The 15,265-nt window shown below is 71.6% G+C and carries 13 protein-coding genes and 1 pseudogene; 6 read left to right on the top strand and 8 right to left on the bottom strand.

Going from position 1 to position 15,265, the window contains the following annotated elements; translation table 11 throughout:
* Window positions 1–31: 31 nt before the first annotated feature.
* Together EAE32_RS11950 and EAE32_RS03340 are read left to right on the top strand one after the other, a co-directional pair.
* Window positions 32–535, top strand: coding sequence for a BCCT family transporter (locus EAE32_RS11950; RefSeq protein WP_243635640.1), 504 nt, complete (start codon window positions 32–34; stop codon window positions 533–535).
* Window positions 418–1,884 (top strand): annotated as a pseudogene (locus tag EAE32_RS03340) (BCCT family transporter). Before EAE32_RS11950 ends, EAE32_RS03340 begins: the two are co-directional and overlap by 118 nt.
* Window positions 1,885–2,005: 121 nt before the next feature.
* Here EAE32_RS03340 and clpB read toward each other — a convergent pair.
* The 4 genes from clpB to EAE32_RS03320 all read right to left on the bottom strand — a co-directional run bounded on the left by clpB (window position 2,006) and on the right by EAE32_RS03320 (window position 6,822).
* Window positions 2,006–4,672, bottom strand: a complete 2,667-nt coding sequence (gene clpB / locus EAE32_RS03335; RefSeq protein ID WP_121864175.1) for an ATP-dependent chaperone ClpB — start codon at window positions 4,670–4,672, stop codon at window positions 2,006–2,008.
* A 94-nt stretch (window positions 4,673–4,766) separates the two neighbouring features.
* Window positions 4,767–5,378 (bottom strand): DNA-3-methyladenine glycosylase I, encoded by a 612-nt coding sequence (locus EAE32_RS03330; protein ID WP_121845722.1) that lies wholly within the window; start codon window positions 5,376–5,378, stop codon window positions 4,767–4,769.
* The gene (locus EAE32_RS11870) at window positions 5,375–6,226 is read right to left on the bottom strand and encodes a GNAT family N-acetyltransferase (RefSeq protein WP_121864174.1); all 852 of its coding nucleotides are present in this window, start codon (window positions 6,224–6,226) and stop codon (window positions 5,375–5,377) included. The genes EAE32_RS03330 and EAE32_RS11870 overlap by 4 nt, the downstream gene beginning before the upstream one ends.
* Entirely contained in the window at window positions 6,223–6,822 is a 600-nt protein-coding gene (locus EAE32_RS03320) for a hypothetical protein (protein ID WP_121864173.1), read from the bottom strand. Before EAE32_RS03320 ends, EAE32_RS11870 begins: the two co-directional genes overlap by 4 nt.
* A gap of 52 nt (window positions 6,823–6,874) precedes the next feature.
* Here EAE32_RS03320 and EAE32_RS03315 point away from each other — a divergent pair, with 52 nt between their 5' ends.
* Together EAE32_RS03315 and EAE32_RS03310 are read left to right on the top strand one after the other, a co-directional pair.
* Window positions 6,875–7,549 carry an HAD family hydrolase gene (locus EAE32_RS03315; protein WP_121864172.1) on the top strand — a complete coding sequence of 225 codons (675 nt, stop codon included), beginning with the start codon at window positions 6,875–6,877 and terminating at the stop codon, window positions 7,547–7,549.
* Window positions 7,550–7,680: 131 nt separating this feature from the next.
* Window positions 7,681–8,331: an HAD family hydrolase gene (locus EAE32_RS03310; protein WP_121864171.1), complete on the top strand. Its 651-nt coding sequence runs from the start codon at window positions 7,681–7,683 to the stop codon at window positions 8,329–8,331.
* Window positions 8,332–8,416: 85 nt separating this feature from the next.
* Here EAE32_RS03310 and EAE32_RS03305 read toward each other — a convergent pair whose 3' ends face one another.
* The 3 genes from EAE32_RS03305 to EAE32_RS03295 all read right to left on the bottom strand — a co-directional run bounded on the left by EAE32_RS03305 (window position 8,417) and on the right by EAE32_RS03295 (window position 11,943).
* Window positions 8,417–10,051 carry a DEAD/DEAH box helicase gene (locus EAE32_RS03305; RefSeq protein ID WP_121864170.1) on the bottom strand — a complete coding sequence of 545 codons (1,635 nt, stop codon included), beginning with the start codon at window positions 10,049–10,051 and terminating at the stop codon, window positions 8,417–8,419.
* 209 nt (window positions 10,052–10,260) lie between these two features.
* On the bottom strand, window positions 10,261–11,013 hold the full coding sequence (locus tag EAE32_RS03300; protein ID WP_121864169.1) for an SDR family NAD(P)-dependent oxidoreductase: 753 nt from the start codon (window positions 11,011–11,013) through the stop codon (window positions 10,261–10,263).
* Between the two features lie 150 nt (window positions 11,014–11,163).
* Window positions 11,164–11,943 carry a type 1 glutamine amidotransferase domain-containing protein gene (locus EAE32_RS03295; protein ID WP_121864168.1) on the bottom strand — a complete coding sequence of 260 codons (780 nt, stop codon included), beginning with the start codon at window positions 11,941–11,943 and terminating at the stop codon, window positions 11,164–11,166.
* A gap of 205 nt (window positions 11,944–12,148) precedes the next feature.
* Between EAE32_RS03295 and EAE32_RS03290 the strand changes: the two genes are divergently transcribed.
* Entirely contained in the window at window positions 12,149–12,547 is a 399-nt protein-coding gene (locus EAE32_RS03290) for a hypothetical protein (protein ID WP_121846017.1), read from the top strand.
* A 160-nt stretch (window positions 12,548–12,707) separates the two neighbouring features.
* Entirely contained in the window at window positions 12,708–14,246 is a 1,539-nt protein-coding gene (locus EAE32_RS03285) for an alanine/glycine:cation symporter family protein (protein ID WP_121864167.1), read from the top strand.
* Between the two features lie 111 nt (window positions 14,247–14,357).
* Here the strand turns inward: EAE32_RS03285 and EAE32_RS03280 are convergent, their stop codons facing one another.
* Window positions 14,358–15,218, bottom strand: a complete 861-nt coding sequence (locus tag EAE32_RS03280) for a D-hexose-6-phosphate mutarotase (protein ID WP_121864166.1) — start codon at window positions 15,216–15,218, stop codon at window positions 14,358–14,360.
* Between the last annotated feature and the right edge of the window lie 47 nt (window positions 15,219–15,265).

Genomic DNA, 15,265 nt, shown 5'->3' with positions numbered 1-15,265 from the left:
CGTGCCCGGTGTCTCGGTGGAGGAGCAGCGGGTGCGCTACCGCACCGACTGGATCACCTTCGGGGTGGCGGGAGCACTCATCATCGGCTTCGTGGTGTGGGGTGCCGTGTCCACGGAGTCCCTGACGAGCGTCTCCCAGGCCGCCCTGTCCGCGGTGGTCACCTACGGCGGGTGGATCTTCACCCTGCTGGCGGCCGTGGTGCTGCTCTTCCTGCTCTACGTGGGATTCTCCCGCCACGGCAGGATCCCCCTGGGCAAGGACGGGGAGGCCCCGGCCTACTCCATGGGCTCGTGGATCGCCATGCTCTTCGCGGCCGGCATGGGCGTGGGACTGATCTTCTTCGGCGTCTACGAACCCGTGACCTACTACATGACTCCTCCCCCCCCGGGCGCGCCGAGCCCGAGAGCTTCCACGCCATGCACTCGGCCATGGCCCAGACCATCTTCCACTGGGGGCTGCAGGCGTGGGCCATCTACGCGCTGGTCGGCGCCGCGGTGGGCTACGCCGCCTACCGCCGCGGCCGGCCGCTGCTGATGTCCGCGATCTTCGGCCCCCGGGCCCACCTGAGCGTGGGCGGGCGGCTCATCGACATGTTCGCCATCGTGGGGATCCTCTTCGCCACCTCCGCCTCCCTGGGACTCGGGACCCTGCAGATCGGACGCGGACTGCAGATCGTGACCGGCATGGGCGAGCTGGGCAACGGCGTGCTCGTGGGGATCATCGCGGTGCTCACGTGCGTGTTCCTGGTCTCCGCGGTCTCCGGCGTGGCCAAGGGGATCCGGCGGCTGTCCAACGTGAACATGGTGCTCGCCGCGCTCGTGGCGTTCTTCCTGTTCGTGGCGGGCCCCACCGTGTTCCTGCTGAACTTCATCCCGTCGGTGGTGGGCACCTACTTCGGGGAGATGTTCCAGATGCTCTCCCTCTCCGCGTCCTGGGGGCCGGAGGCCTAGAAGTTCATGCGCTCCTGGACGCTGTTCTACTGGGCCTGGTGGGTCTCCTGGGCACCCTTCGTGGGGGTCTTCGTGGCCCGTATCTCCCGCGGGCGCACCCTGCGCCAGTACGTGAGCGTGGTGCTGCTGGCACCCACCGTGATCTGCGTGCTCGCGTTCTCGGTCTTCGGCGGGACCGCCATCTGGCTGCAGCGCTCAGGCACGGACATCGCGGGGGCCGCCTCCCCGGAGGACATGCTGTTCCGCGTTCTGGACGCCCTGCCGCTGTCCGCCCTCACGCCGATCGCCGTCATGGTCCTGCTGGCGATCTTCTTCATCACGTCCGCGGACTCCGCGACCCTGGTGATGGCGTCCATGTCCCAGCAGGGCAAGCCGGAACCGGACCGGAAGATCACCGTGTTCTGGGGCCTCGCCCTGGCCGGGGTCTCCTCCGTGATGCTCGCCGTGGGTGGCGCGGACGCGCTGCAGGGGCTGCAGGACCTGGTGACCGTGGCGGCCCTGCCGTTCGCGCTCATCCTGCTGGCCCTGATTCCCGCGTTCCTGCGGGACCTCTCCACCGATCCCATGAGCCTGCGCCACCGCTACGCACGCGTGGCCCTGGAGAACGCGGTGCGCCAGGGCATGGGCGAGCACGGGGACGACTTCGCCCTGGAGATCCGCCACCAGGAGGGGCCCGCGGCGGCGGGGCACGACGTCGACTCCACCGGCGAGCGCATGAGCTCCTGGTACCAGCGCACGGACGAGGACGGGCGGCCCGTGGCCTACGACTACACGCTGGACAGCTATGTGGACGCGGCGCCGGACCGCAGGGCGGGGGCGAACCGCGGGGACCCTGCCCACGGCGCTCCGGTGCAGGGCCATCCGGGCGCCGGCGGGGGTGCGGGCGTCGGCGCGGAGCCGGGCTCGACGGCGTCGCCGGGGCGGGACGCGTAGGTCCGCGCACGGCACGGCATGGCGAGAGCGCCGGTGCGGACTGCTCCGAGTCCGCACCGGCGCTCTTCTCGTCCCGGTCACCGCCGCCCCTGCGGCAGGGCCGGGGCGGGCGGTCAGCCGGTCACTCGTTTACGATCTCCGCGTCCACGATGCCGTCGTCGCCCTCGGACGGCGACGCCGCGGCGTCGTCACCGCGTTCGGTCGTGACCGTGAGGCCGTCCTCGGCGACGTCCGGGTTGACGTCCACCACCACGGTGTCCCCGTCCAGGATGGCGCCGGACAGCAGGCCCCTGGCCAGACGGTCGCCGATCTCGCGCTGCACGAGCCGGCGCAGCGGGCGCGCACCGTAGGCGGGGTCGTAGCCGGTCATGCCCAGCCACTCGCTCGCCGCGGGCGTGACCACCAGGGACAGCCGGCGCTGCGCGAGGCGCGTGGCCAGCTGGGCCACCTGGATGTCCACGATCTTCGCGAGGTCCTCGGTGCTCAGCGGCTCGAACATGATGATGTCGTCCAGCCGGTTGAGGAACTCCGGCTTGAAGGACGCGTTCACCACGCCCATCACGGCGTCGTTCTTGGCCTTCTCGTCCATGGTGGGGTCCACCAGGAACTGGCTGCCCATGTTGGAGGTGAGGATCAGGATCACGTTGCGGAAGTCCACGGTGCGGCCCTGGCCGTCGGTCAGGCGACCGTCGTCGAGCACCTGCAGCAGGATGTCGAAGACCTCGGGGTGGGCCTTCTCCACCTCGTCCAGCAGCACCACGGAGTACGGGCGGCGCCGCACGGCCTCGGTGAGCTGGCCGCCCTCGTCGTAGCCCACGTACCCCGGAGGGGCACCGACCAGGCGCGAGACGGAGTGCTTCTCCGAGTACTCGGACATGTCGATGCGGATCAGGGCGCGCTCGTCGTCGAACTGGAAGTCCGCGAGGGACTTGGCCAGCTCGGTCTTGCCCACCCCCGTGGGCCCCAGGAACATGAACGAGCCGATGGGGCGGTCCGGGTCAGAGATGCCCGCACGGGAACGACGCACCGCGTCCGCCACCGCGGTCACGGCCTTGCGCTGCCCGATCAGCCGCTTGCCCAGGACATCCTCCATGTGCAGCAGCTTCTCGGACTCGCCCTGCAGCATCTTGCCCGCGGGAATGCCGGTCCACGCCGAGATCACCTCGGCGATGTCGTCCGCCGTGACCTCCTCCGAGACCATGGTGTCCTCGCTCAGACCGCTCGCGTCCTCCTGCGCCTGCGCGGCGTCGAGCTGCTTCTGCACGGCCGGGATCTCGCCGTACAGCAACCGGGAGGCCTCGCCGAGGTCCCCGTTGCGCTGGGCGCGCTCGGCCTGCGAGCGCAGGTCGTCGATCCGGGCCTTGAGCTCGCCCACCCGGTTCAGGCCGGCCTTCTCCGACTCCCACCGGGCGTTGAGCGCATCCAGCTCCGCCTGCTTGTCCGCCTTGTCCTGGCGCAGCGCGGCCAGTCGTTCCACGGAGGCGGGATCCGTCTCGCCGTCCAGGGCGAGCTCCTCCATGGTGAGCCGGTCCACGGAGCGGCGCAGCTCGTCGATCTCCTCCGGTGCGGAGTCGATCTCCATGCGCAACCGGGACGCGGCCTCGTCGATCAGGTCGATGGCCTTGTCCGGCAGCTGCCTGCTGGGGATGTACCGGGTGGACAGCTGGGCCGCGGCCACCAGGGCGGAGTCCGCGATCTGCACCTTGTGGTGCGCCTCGTAGCGCTCCTTGAGCCCACGCAGGATGGCCACGGTGTCCTCCACCGAGGGCTCCCCCACGTAGACCTGCTGGAAGCGGCGCTCCAGGGCGGCATCCTTCTCGATGTTCTCGCGGTACTCGTCCAGGGTGGTGGCGCCGATCAGACGCAGCTCACCACGGGCCAGCATGGGCTTGAGCATGTTGCCCGCGTCCATGGAGCCCTCGGAGGCGCCCGCACCCACCACGGTGTGGATCTCGTCGATGAACGTGACGATCTGCCCCTCGGACTGCTTGATCTCGTCCAGGACCGCCTTGAGCCGCTCCTCGAACTCGCCGCGGTACTTGGCCCCGGCCACCATGGACCCGAGATCCAGCGAGATCAGGGTCTTGCCGCGCAGGGACTCGGGGACGTCCCCGGCGACCATGCGCTGCGCGAGGCCCTCGACCACGGCGGTCTTGCCCACACCGGGCTCGCCGATCAGCACGGGATTGTTCTTGGTGCGGCGCGAGAGCACCTGCACCACGCGGCGGATCTCGGAGTCCCGCCCGATCACGGGGTCCAGCTTGCCGTCCCGCGCAATGGCGGTGAGGTCCGTGCCGTACTTCTCCAGGGACTGGAACGTGCCCTCCGGGTCCGGGCTGGTCACGCGGCGGTCACCGCGCACCCGCGGGATCGCCTGGGCCAGCGCCTCCGGGGTGACGCCCGCGCTCTTGAGCGCCGCAGCGGTTCCGTCCTGCCCCGCAGCCAGTCCGTAGAGGATGTGCTCGGTGGAGACGTACTCGTCCTGCAGCTCGCGCGCGTAGTTCTCGGCGGCCTGCAGGGCCTGCAGCGCGGTGCGGCTCAGCTGCGGCTGGGCCGTGGAGCTGCCCGAGGCGCTGGGCATCTCGTGGATGAGGTTGCTGGCCTTGAGCGACACGGCGTCCGCGTTCGCACCCGTGGCCTGCAGGACCGCCACGGCCACGCCCTCGCGCTGGTCCATGAGGGCCTTGAGGATGTGGGCGGGCTCGATGTTCGGATTGCCCGCGGTGGCGGCGTTCGTGGCCGCGGCGCTCAGGGCTTCCTGAGACTTGGTGGTGAACTTGGTGTCCACGGCATCTCCTTCGCTTGACTTATGGTTTATCAGTTACCTTGAGTCTACCTCGCTCAACCAAGAAAGTGAAGAGTTTTCCACAGGAACTTTCCGGTCACGCCCGGTCCGGCCAGAGCCCCGAGCTCCCCCTGCGGTGGCTGCCCACCAGGTGGGTGTCCACCATGCCGATGGCCTCCATGAGCGCGTGCATGGTGGTGGGGCCCACGAACGCAAACCCCCGCCGCTTCAGTTCCTGGGACAGTGCCCTGCTCTCCGGGGAGACCGTGGGGACGTCGGCGAACCGCTCCGGGCGGGGCGTGTCCACCGGCTGAAAGGACCACACCAGCTCGGCGAGCCCCTCGTGCTCGCGCAGCGCCACGGTGGCCCGGGCATTGGTCACCGCTGCCTCGATCTTGCGGCGGTTGCGGATGATGCGCACGTCCCCCATGAGCCGTTCCACGTCCGGCGCACCCATCGCGGCCACGGCATCCGGGTCGAATCCGTGGAAGACCTCCCGGAACGCGGGCCGCTTGGCGAGCACCGTGCGCCACGACAGCCCCGACTGGAAGCCCTCCAGCACGATCCGCTCGTACAGCCCCGCCTCGTCCCGCACCGGCATGCCCCACTCGGTGTCGTAGTACTCCCGCAGCACGGGGTCCCCGGCCGCCCACACCGGACGTGCCAGCCCGTCCGCACCGACCACCAGATCAGGATTAGTCCCGCTCACCTGGGTTCCTCCTCGCTCCCCGTGCCGGCGACGCCGCTCCCGCCGCCCCTGCCCCGCCGTTCGTTGCGCGGGTCGTACCCTTCGCCGCACACGCTGCTCCGCCCCGCCGCCCCGTGCTCCGCCATCGTGCGCGCGCCGCGCCGCGCCGTCGTGGGAGTGCCGCGCCGCGCCGTCGTGGGCGCATCGTGCCGCGCCTCCGTGGGAGTGCCGCGCCGCGCCGTCGTGGGCGCATCGTGCCGCGCCTCCGTGGGAGCAGTGGAGGGCACCGCCGGTGTCGGCGCGGTGTGCTCCGTCCCGGACGACGGCACGGCGAGCGGGGCCGTGAGCTCGAAGAGGGCGCACTCGGCGTCGTAGTACGCGGTGCTGAGGCCGCGGGCGGTCATGCCCAGGCGGTGGCACACCGCCTGGGAGGCCTCGTTCTCCGGGTGGGTCACCGCCACCACCCGCGTGAGACCGGACGACCACGCGTGGTCGAGGACGGCGCGTGCCGCCTCGGTGGCGTACCCGAGACCCCACGCGTCCGGGTGGAAGTGCCAGCCGATCTCCGTGTCCCTGGCGGTGTCCGCCCCGGAGTCCGGGATGGGCTTGAGCAGCACGGTTCCCACGGGCTGCCCCTCGTGCGTGTGCGCGAGCCAGATCCCGTGCACGGGGTGCTGCGAGTACAGCTCCTGCCAGCGCCGGATCTTCTCCCGGGCCTCACCGAGCGTCCGCACGCGCTGGGTGCCGTCCCCGATGTAGCGCTGCACCGCCTCGCGGGAGTAGAGGTCCCGCACGAAGTCGGCGTCTGCGTCCGCCGCGGCGTCATAGGCCCGCAGCCGCAGGCGCGGGGTGCGCAGGGGAACCGTCACGAGCGGACCCCGGACGACGACGCCGTCCCCGGCCGTGCGGCGTCGTCCTCCCGCTGGGCCTCCAGACGGTCCAGGCGCTCGTCCTCGGTAAGCGGTTCTCCGTTGAGGCGCCGCGCGGTGACCCGCAGCTCGGTCACGGCCAGCAGCACGAGCGCCACCGCGAAGGCGACCGAGAGCACGCCCAGGATGTTCACGAAGCCGTAGCCGAGCTCCAGGTAGTCCGCACCGGCCACGTGGGTGAACACCGAGCGCATGCCCTCCGGGGTGACGTCCGGGAGGAAGAAGCCGAAGGCCGCCGTCACGAGCCACGCGACCGCCGCAGTGAGCATCCCCCGCAGGCTCACGGCGTGGGAGGGGTGGTTGAGGGCGTCCCGCCGGAACAGCGCGGCGGCCACCACATGCAGCACCAGCAGGGGCAGCGCGAGTGCCGCGGCGTAGACGAGGGTGAGAGGGCTGCGCAGCCCCACGAGCCCCCGCCCGAAGCCCACCCACAGCGCCAGCACGACGGCTGCCGCCACCATGACCATCGGGAAGGCGCGGGCCAGCGCCGATCCCGGTCTGGAGAGGGACGCGGGAGCAGGGTCCGGGGAGCTCATGTGCCCATCGTAGGACCCAGGGGATGTCGGGGGCAGGACGTACCGTGGGTCCATGACCGCCTCAGCATTTCCCCACGCCGTCCTGTTCGACCACGACGGCACCCTGGTGGACACCGAACCCCTCTGGGAGTCGGGCAAGCAGCGGATCGTGGCCGCCCACGGCGGCGAGTGGACCGAGCAGGACACGCGGGACACCCTGGGCAGGCCGCTCGCCGCCACCGTGCAGCGGCTCTCGGAACTGGGCGTCCCCGGCTCCCCGGAAGAGGTGTTCCGCGAGTTCCACGCGGTGCTGGAGGACGTGCTGAGCGAGAACCCGCCCACGTTCATCCCCGGCATCCGGCCCCTGCTGGACGAGCTGGCCGCGGCGAGCATCCCGGCGGCCATCGTCACCAACGCGACCTCCGAGGTGGCCCGGTACACCGCGGGCCTCGCCCCGGACAACCTGTTCCGGGTGGTCGTCGGTGACGAGGAGGTGGCGCAGGGGGTCCGGCCCAAGCCGGACCCGGACGCCTACCTCCAGGCCGCCCACCGGCTGGGCGTGGACCCGCGGCAGTGCGTGGTGGTGGAGGACTCCCCCTCGGGCGCCGCAGCCGGTGTGGCCGCGGACATCGTCACCGTGGTGGTGCCCGGCGTGCAGGACGTGCCGCCCGGGCCGGGGATCGTGCACGTTCCCTCCCACTCCGCCGTGACCCTGGAGCTGCTGCGCTCGCTCGCGCCGCGCGGCTGAGCGGAGGCGTCGACCGCCCGCCACTACACTGTCCCCGGCCTCGAACCCGACCCGCGACCCCGTGCACCGGGCGACCGGAGCCGGACCACCGGACCCACGAGGGTCCTCGCGGCCCCACTCGAAAGGCGCACATGACCTACCCCCTCGCCGTGCTCTTCGACCACGACGGCACCCTGGTGAACACCGAGCCCCAGTGGGCCGTGGCCAAGCGCGCCGTGGCCGAGCACTACGGCCAGACCTGGACCGTGGCGGACGACCACGCCACCCTCGGCGGCACCGTGCAGGACGCGGCCCGGCGGTTCGTGGATCGCGGTGCCCCGGACTCCGTGGACGAGATCACCCAGCAGCTGGCCCGCCACGTGATCGACGAGGTGGCCGGAGACGTCCCCTTCCTGCCCGGGATCCCGGCCCTGCTCGGCGAGCTGCGCGCGGCCGGCGTTCCCGCCGCGATCGTCACCAATGCCCTGACCTCGGTGGCCCGCACCACGGCGGACGCCGCGCCGGACGTCCTCACGCGCATCGTCTCCCACGACGACGTCATCCACCCCAAGCCCGACCCCGAGCCGTACCTGCGCGGCGCGGAGCTGCTCGGGGTGGCGCCCGCGGACTGCGTGGCCGTGGAGGACTCAGAGCCCGGGGTGCGCAGCGCCGTGGCGGCGGGGATGATCGTGGTGGTGGTCCCCGGCGACAAGCCCGTCCCGGACGGGCCGCACCGCGTGTTCGTGGACTCCCACGAGGACGTCACGCTCGACTTCCTGCGCTCTCTCACGCCCCGGAGCTGAGCCGGTCCCGCTCCCGCCCCCAGACAGCGAGGAACCCCCGGTTCGACGGATCGGACCGGGGGTTCCTCGCACCACCGCGGGGGTCTCAGCGCACGGACTGTCCCGCACGGTTGCTCTCACGACGCCGCTGCGCCGCCGCCATGGCGCGGTCCGGCACCTGACCGGCCCCGGTGGCGGCGGAACCGCGCTGACCCGAGCCACGCTGGCCCGAGCCGCCGCGTCCGCCCTGGGGAGTCGAGGTGCGGGCCGAGCCGGACCCGGCGGCGTCGCCGCGCCCGCGGGACGAGGATCGGCCCCCGCGCCCGGCCTCACCCCGGGAGTCACCGGTGCGACCACCGGAGGAACGACCACCGCTGCGGCCCTGGGACTCGCCACCCCGGGCGGAACCCTGGGAGGCGCCCCGACCGGAGCCGGACCGGCCACCGCCCTGGGCGGAACCGCCGGAGCGGCCACCACCGGAACGGCCACCGGGGCGACCGCCGCCGGGGCGCTTGCCGCCGCCGTTCTGGGCCGCAGGAGCCGCCGGGGTGTAGGCCACGCGCTCGGCGCGCTCCCCCACGAGCTCCTTGACCACCTCGGAATCCGGGCGGACCTCGTCCACGCGGGGTGCGACGCCGGCCTTCTTCATGAGCTTGCTGACGTCCGAGCGCTCCTCCGTGGTGGCGATCGTGATGACGGCACCGGAGGCACCGGCGCGGGCGGTGCGCCCGGAGCGGTGCAGGTAGGACTTGTGCTCGGCGGGCGGGTCGATGTGGACCACGAGCTCCACGTCGTCCACGTGCACGCCGCGGGCGGCCACGTCCGTGGCCACGAGTACGCGGATGTCGCCGTCCGAGAACGCGGCCAGGTTGCGGTCGCGGGCGCCCTGGGACAGGTTGCCCTGCAGGTCCACGGCGGGGATGCCGGCCTGGCTGAGCTTCTTGGCCATCTTCTTGGCGCGGTACTTGGTGCGCGTGAACATCATGCGCCGCCCGGTGCCGGAGGCCAGCGCCTCGATCAGGGCCTGCTTGTCGTCCGCGTGGGTCACGAGGACCTGGTGGTCCATGGTGGTCACCGCGGCCTGGGCGTTGTCCGCGGAGTGCAGGACCGGATCCTTGAGGAACTTCTTGACCAGCACGTCCACACCGTTGTCCAGCGTGGCGGAGAACAGCAGCCGCTGCGAGCCCTTGGGGGTCTTGGCGAGGATGCGGGTGACCACGGGCAGGAAGCCCATGTCCGCCATGTGGTCGGCCTCGTCCAGCACGGTGACGCGGACGTCGTCGAGCGTGAGGAGGCCCTGCTTCATGAGGTCCTCCAGGCGCCCGGGGCAGGCCACCACGATGTCCACGCCGTCCGCGAGCGCCTTCTCCTGGCGCTTCTGGGACACGCCGCCGAAGATCACGGTGGTGTTCAGCCCGGCGGCCTTGGCCAGCGGTGCCACGGTGCGGTCGATCTGGGTGGCCAGCTCACGGGTGGGTGCCAGCACGAGCCCGGTGGGGCGGTGCGCCCGGCGGCTCACGCGGCTGGAGCCGGGGGCCAGGCCGGCCAGGCGGCTCACGAGCGGCAGCGCGAACGCCACCGTCTTGCCGGAACCGGTGCGGCCACGGCCGAGCACGTCGCGCCCGGCGAGGGAGTCGGGGAGAGTCTTCTCCTGGATGGGGAACGCTTCGGTGATGCCGCCGCGGGCGAGATCAGCGGAGAGCGCCTCGGAAACGCCGAGGTCGGTAAAAGAATGAGACAAAGAAAGTCTTTCAGGTGTTGGTCCGCGCGAAACGATTCCGCGCGCACGCGCCTCGCAGTGGGCGCGGCCTGCGCGCCTCGGACCGGCGCGCTTCGACCCCGCAGCGTGTGCGGGGGAACTGGTCCACTCTACACCTGCCGCGGCCACCCCACGAGACACGCCCCCTCACGCCGGGTCCGGACGCCGGACCGGGCGTGAGGGGCCGCGGATCACACCGCCGTGTAGCCGCCGTCCACCAGGTGGTAGGAGCCCGTGATGAACGAGGCCGCGTCCGAGAGCAGGAAGACGGTCAGCTGCGCGACCTCCTCGGGCGTGCCGAGCCGGCCCATGGGGTGCTTGGCCACGAGGTCCGCGAGCACCTGCGGCGGCAGGTTCTCCAGCAGCGGGGTGTCGATGTAGGCGGGACCCACGGCGTTCACGCGGACCCCGCGCCGGGCGTAGTCCACCCCGGTCTGGCGGGTGAGCCCCACCAGCCCGTGCTTGGCCGTGGTGTACGCGGAGTTGCCCACCGAGGTGGCCACGGCGGAGTGGATGGAGCCCACGTTCACGATGGCCCCGCCGCCGTGCTGCTCGATCACGGGCAGCTGGGCGTGCATCCCGTACGCGATCCCGTGCAGGTCCACGGCCACGGTGCGTTCCCACGCGTCGAGATCCGTCTCCCCCAGCGCGTCGGTCTGCCCGCCCACGCCGGCGTTGTTCACGGCGTAGTGCAGCCCGCCGTAGGTCTGCACCGCGAAGTCCACCGCGGCCGCGGCGTCCTCCCGGCGGGAGACGTCCTGGCGGATCCCGGCGGCGTCGCCACCCGCGGCCATGATGGCCTGCACCACGTCGTCGATCCCCGTGGGGTCGAGGTCCGTGACCACCACCTTGGCACCCTGCCGCGCCAGGTGCTTCGCGATGGCCGCGCCGATCCCGGAGGCCGCTCCGGTGACCAGTGCTACTCGGGACGTGAACTCTGACATGGGAACTCCTGGACGTCGATCTCCGTGCGGACCCTCCCAGTCTCACCCGTGGCGCGCACCCCCGGCCAGGGTGTGCGGCAATGAGTCAGGGGCAGGGGGCGACGCCGCGGCGTCGCCCCCTGCCCCTGCTGCCGGCAGTCCCCGGGAGGCTCAGTCCTCGTCCTCCTCGGCGGCCTTCTCGGCGTCGTGCTCGGCGCGCAGCTCCTGGGCGGCCTGCTCCTCCTCGGCCTTCTGCTCGCGCACCACCTCGGTGAGCAGCTTGGTCATCTCCTTCGCCACACCGGCCGCGGACTGGGGGTTCTGCCCGGTGACGAGGCGCTCGTCCACCTGCACGTTCTCCTCCCAGTTCTCCGCCACCTTGACCGTGGCGCCCTGCTCCTCGAGCTTGTCCTGCAGCAGGTAGGGCACCGTGTCCTGCTTGCCCACGGCCTCCTCCTCCGCGTTGGTGAACCCGGCCACCTTTCGCCCGGAGAGCAGGTTCAGGCCGTTGGAGAGCTCCACGTCCACCAGTCCGGACGGACCGTGGCACACCGCGCCCACCACGCCCCCGGCGTCGTAGACGGAGGCCACGAGCTTCTGCAGGTCCGCGTTGCCCGTGAAGTCCCACATGGTGCCGTGCCCGCCCACGAGGTACACGGCGTCGTACTGGGAGGGGTCCACCACGGAGACCTTGGGGGTGTTGTAGAGGGAGGCCTTCGCGGTCTCGTCCTGCGTGAACTCCACCTGCACGGGATCGTCCTGCTGCACCTCGTCCTGCGGGGGCTGCCCACCCGCGATGGACGCGAAGTCCACGAAGTACCCGGCGTCCCGGAACACCTTCCACGGGTGGGAGGCCTCGGCCACGTTGTAGCCGGTCGGCTCGCCCGTCTCGCCCAGGGTGTCCTGGCTGGTCAGGACCAGGAGGATCTTCTTCATGGTGGTGATGTCCACGGGTTCTCCTTTCGTGAGCGCGCGGTGCGCGCAGCGTGGCACCACCCTAGGCAACGCCCCGCGGGCCCGCGGCGACCGTTCGCTGTGGGCATGGTGGCACCCCCGGGGCGCCGGAAAGGTGCCGCTGTTAGCATGACTTCCGATCCGGACGGGGCCCTGCGGTCCGCAGCGCCGCCCCGCCGCACCCCGACGAAAGGCACCCCTCATGCGCATCTCCAACGCCATTCTCCGCGGCATTCCCGGCGCGTACCTGCTGCAGTCCGGCTACGGCAAGCTGGGCATGGACGCCCAGGCCGCGGAGGGCCTCAAGCAGTTCGCCGCCACCGGTGTGCCCCAGTTCGCGGAGTGGGACTCCCAGACCTTCGCCACGTTCATCGCGGGCAGCGAGCTGGCCGTGGGCGCCGCCCTCGTGACCCCCTTCGTGTCCAAGCGCCTGGCCGGTGCGGGGCTGCTCGCCTTCTCCGCCGGGCTGCTCTCCATGTACTTCCGCAACCCGGAGATGACCCAGGAGGACGGCATCCGCCCGTCCGAGCAGGGCATCCAGCTCTCCAAGGACGCGTTCCTCGCCGCCATCGGCGCGGCGCTGGTGGTCCAGAAGAAGTAGCGCACCCCGCTCCCGTCCGACGCCGACGCCGCCGTGGTCACCACGGCGGCGTCGGCGTCTGCGCGTCCGGGAACCAACCGCAAGGGGGCTGACGAGTGCCGCGCCCCTGCTAGGTTGGTCAGCAGTTCGCTCCGCTCCTCACGGAAAGCACCGCACCCCCATGGAATCCCTGCAAAGCAGCTTGGACACCGTTCGCGATCTCATCTGGGGGCCGTGGCTGCTCCTGCCCCTGCTCTTCGGAACCGGCGTCTTCATGACGTGGCGCCTGCGCGGCATCCAGTTCCGGCTGTTCACCAAGGCCATGAGCCTGGGCTTCGGGCGCCGCTCCCGGGCCACCGGCGAGAAGGGCGACATCTCCTCCTTCGCCGCGATGTCCACCGCGCTCGCGGCCACCGTGGGCACCGGCAACATCGTGGGAGTGGCCGCGGCCATCTCCATCGGCGGGCCCGGTGCACTGTTCTGGATGTGGATCACCGCCCTGTTCGGCATGGCGTCCAAGTACGCGGAGTGCTTCCTGGGCGTGCGCTTCCGCACGCGGGACACCGCAGGGCAGCTCACGGGCGGCCCGCAGGTGTACCTGGCCCGTGGCATCCCCAACAAGTTCGGTCGCTTCCTGTCCGTGGTGTTCGCCGTGTGCTGCGTGGTGGCCACGTTCGGGATCGGGAACATGACGCAGGGCAATGCGATCGCCTCCAACCTGGAGCACTCGTTCAGCGTCCCCCCGGTGCTGACCGCCGCGGTGCTCGCGGTGGGCACGGGGCTCGCCCTGGTGGGCGGCATCCAGTCCATTGCCAAGGTCACCACGTACATGGTGCCGCTGATGATCGTGCTGTACATCGGCTCGGGGCTCTACATCATCGGCGTGAACTACCAGGGCATCCCCGAGGCTCTGCGGCTCATCCTCACCGGAGCCTTCACACCGATGGGCGCCACGGGCGGCTTCGTGGGCTCCACGGTGCTCGTGGCCATGCGCATGGGTGCGGCCCGCTCCCTGTTCTCCAACGAGTCCGGCATGGGCACCGCGTCCATTGCGGCGTCCATCGCGCAGACCAGCCACCCCGTGCGCCAGGGCCTGGTGTCCATGACGCAGACGTTCGTGGACACCCTGGTGGTCATCTCCATCACGGGCTTCGTGATCCTCACCACCGGCATGTGGAACCAGGGCGACACCGCCACCATGACTTCCCGCGCGTTCGCCACCGGCCTGCCCGGGGAGTGGGGCGGGACCATCGTGACCATCTGCCTGGTGCTGCTCGGCTACTCCACGGTGCTCGGCTGGGCCTACTACGGCGAGCGCAACGTGGAGCGCCTCGCCGGGGCCCGGGCGGCCATCGTCTACCGGGTGGTCTTCTCGGTCGCCGCCGGGCTGGGCGCGCTGGCTCCGCTCGCGCTCGTGTGGACGTTCTCGGACATCATGAACGGGCTCATGGCCATCCCCAACCTGATCGGCCTGGTTCTGCTCTCGGGCCTCGTGGTGCGGGAGACGAAGCTCTACCTGGACCACGACCCCAAGTTCAACGCGTCCACGCGGGAGATCGACGCGTTCATGGGCTCCCACCCCGGTGCGCTGGACGCCCAGATCCACCACACGGTGGACCTGAGCTCCCCCACGCCCGCGCTCTCGGAGACCGGTTCCGCTCCGGCGCCGGCGCCCACCACGGGTCACGACGCCGCCGCGGTGCCGCCCGAGCGCGCGTAGCCCGCGGGAGAGGCGTCGAGCGCGCCCGGCGGGTGCCGGACGCGCTCGGTGCCGGAGGGTGCGCGGCTGCTGGCGGGTGCGCGGCTGGTCCCGGGCCACGCCCCACAGGTGTCAGGCGCGCTCGGCAGGCAGGTCCTGGACCGCGATGACCTGGGCGATGGTGTGGGCCTCTCCTGCGGCGAGCCGCACCGGGGAGCCCATCACGTTGCCGGCCTCCACGCACAGCATGGTCTTCCACTCGTCGTCCGCGAAGTCGCTCATCCCCACGGCCTTGTCAGCCCACGGGTTCCACACCACGGTGCTGTCCGAGCCCTCCTTGGACACCACGAGCACCCGCTCCAGCGCGGGATCCGTGACGCGCACCTCGCCCCGGTGGGCGAAGACGGCGTCCGTCTCCCCCGTGATGGTGAGGTCCCCCACCTGGGTGCGCTGCTCCTTGGCCACCTTGTCGAAGTAGGACGCACCGGCCAGGCCGCTCACGGAGATCCGCCGCGAGTCCCCCACGTGCAGATAGGTGTGCAGGGCCTCCTCCATCTCGAACGTCTCCGAGCCGGTGTTGGTGACCGTGAGCTCGAGGCGCAGGCGCTCTCCCACCGTCATGCGCAACCGGGCCCGGAACTCGTGCGGGAAGGCTGCCCGCAGCTCCTCGGCCACGTCCTGCGGGGACAGCGTGAACTCGGCGAACGCGTTGCCGTGCTCGTCCTGGCCCTGCTCCACCAGCTGCCACTGCGCGGTGCGCGCGAAGCCGTGGGCGGGTTCCATGTCACCGGTGCGCCCCGGGCCGAACCACGGGAAGCAGATGGGCACACCACCGCGGATGGCCCGGCCGGTCTCGTTGTGCGCACGGGAGGACATCCACAGGACGGGGTCCCGGCCCTCGGGGGCCCAGGAGACCGCGTGGGCTCCGTGGCTCAGGACGGCGCCGGAGCCGGCCGCACTCGTCAGGGACAGGGGTTCGGGCAGTCGTGTCATGACCTCACCCTAACCACGGTCCCCACCGTGGGCGCTGGAGGACCCCC

The organism is Kocuria tytonicola, assembly GCF_003687175.1.
GTDB classification, from domain to species: domain Bacteria; phylum Actinomycetota; class Actinomycetes; order Actinomycetales; family Micrococcaceae; genus Kocuria; species Kocuria tytonicola.
The sequence above is the reverse complement of the archived record's forward strand: the minus strand, read 5'-3'. Positions and strand labels throughout refer to the sequence as shown.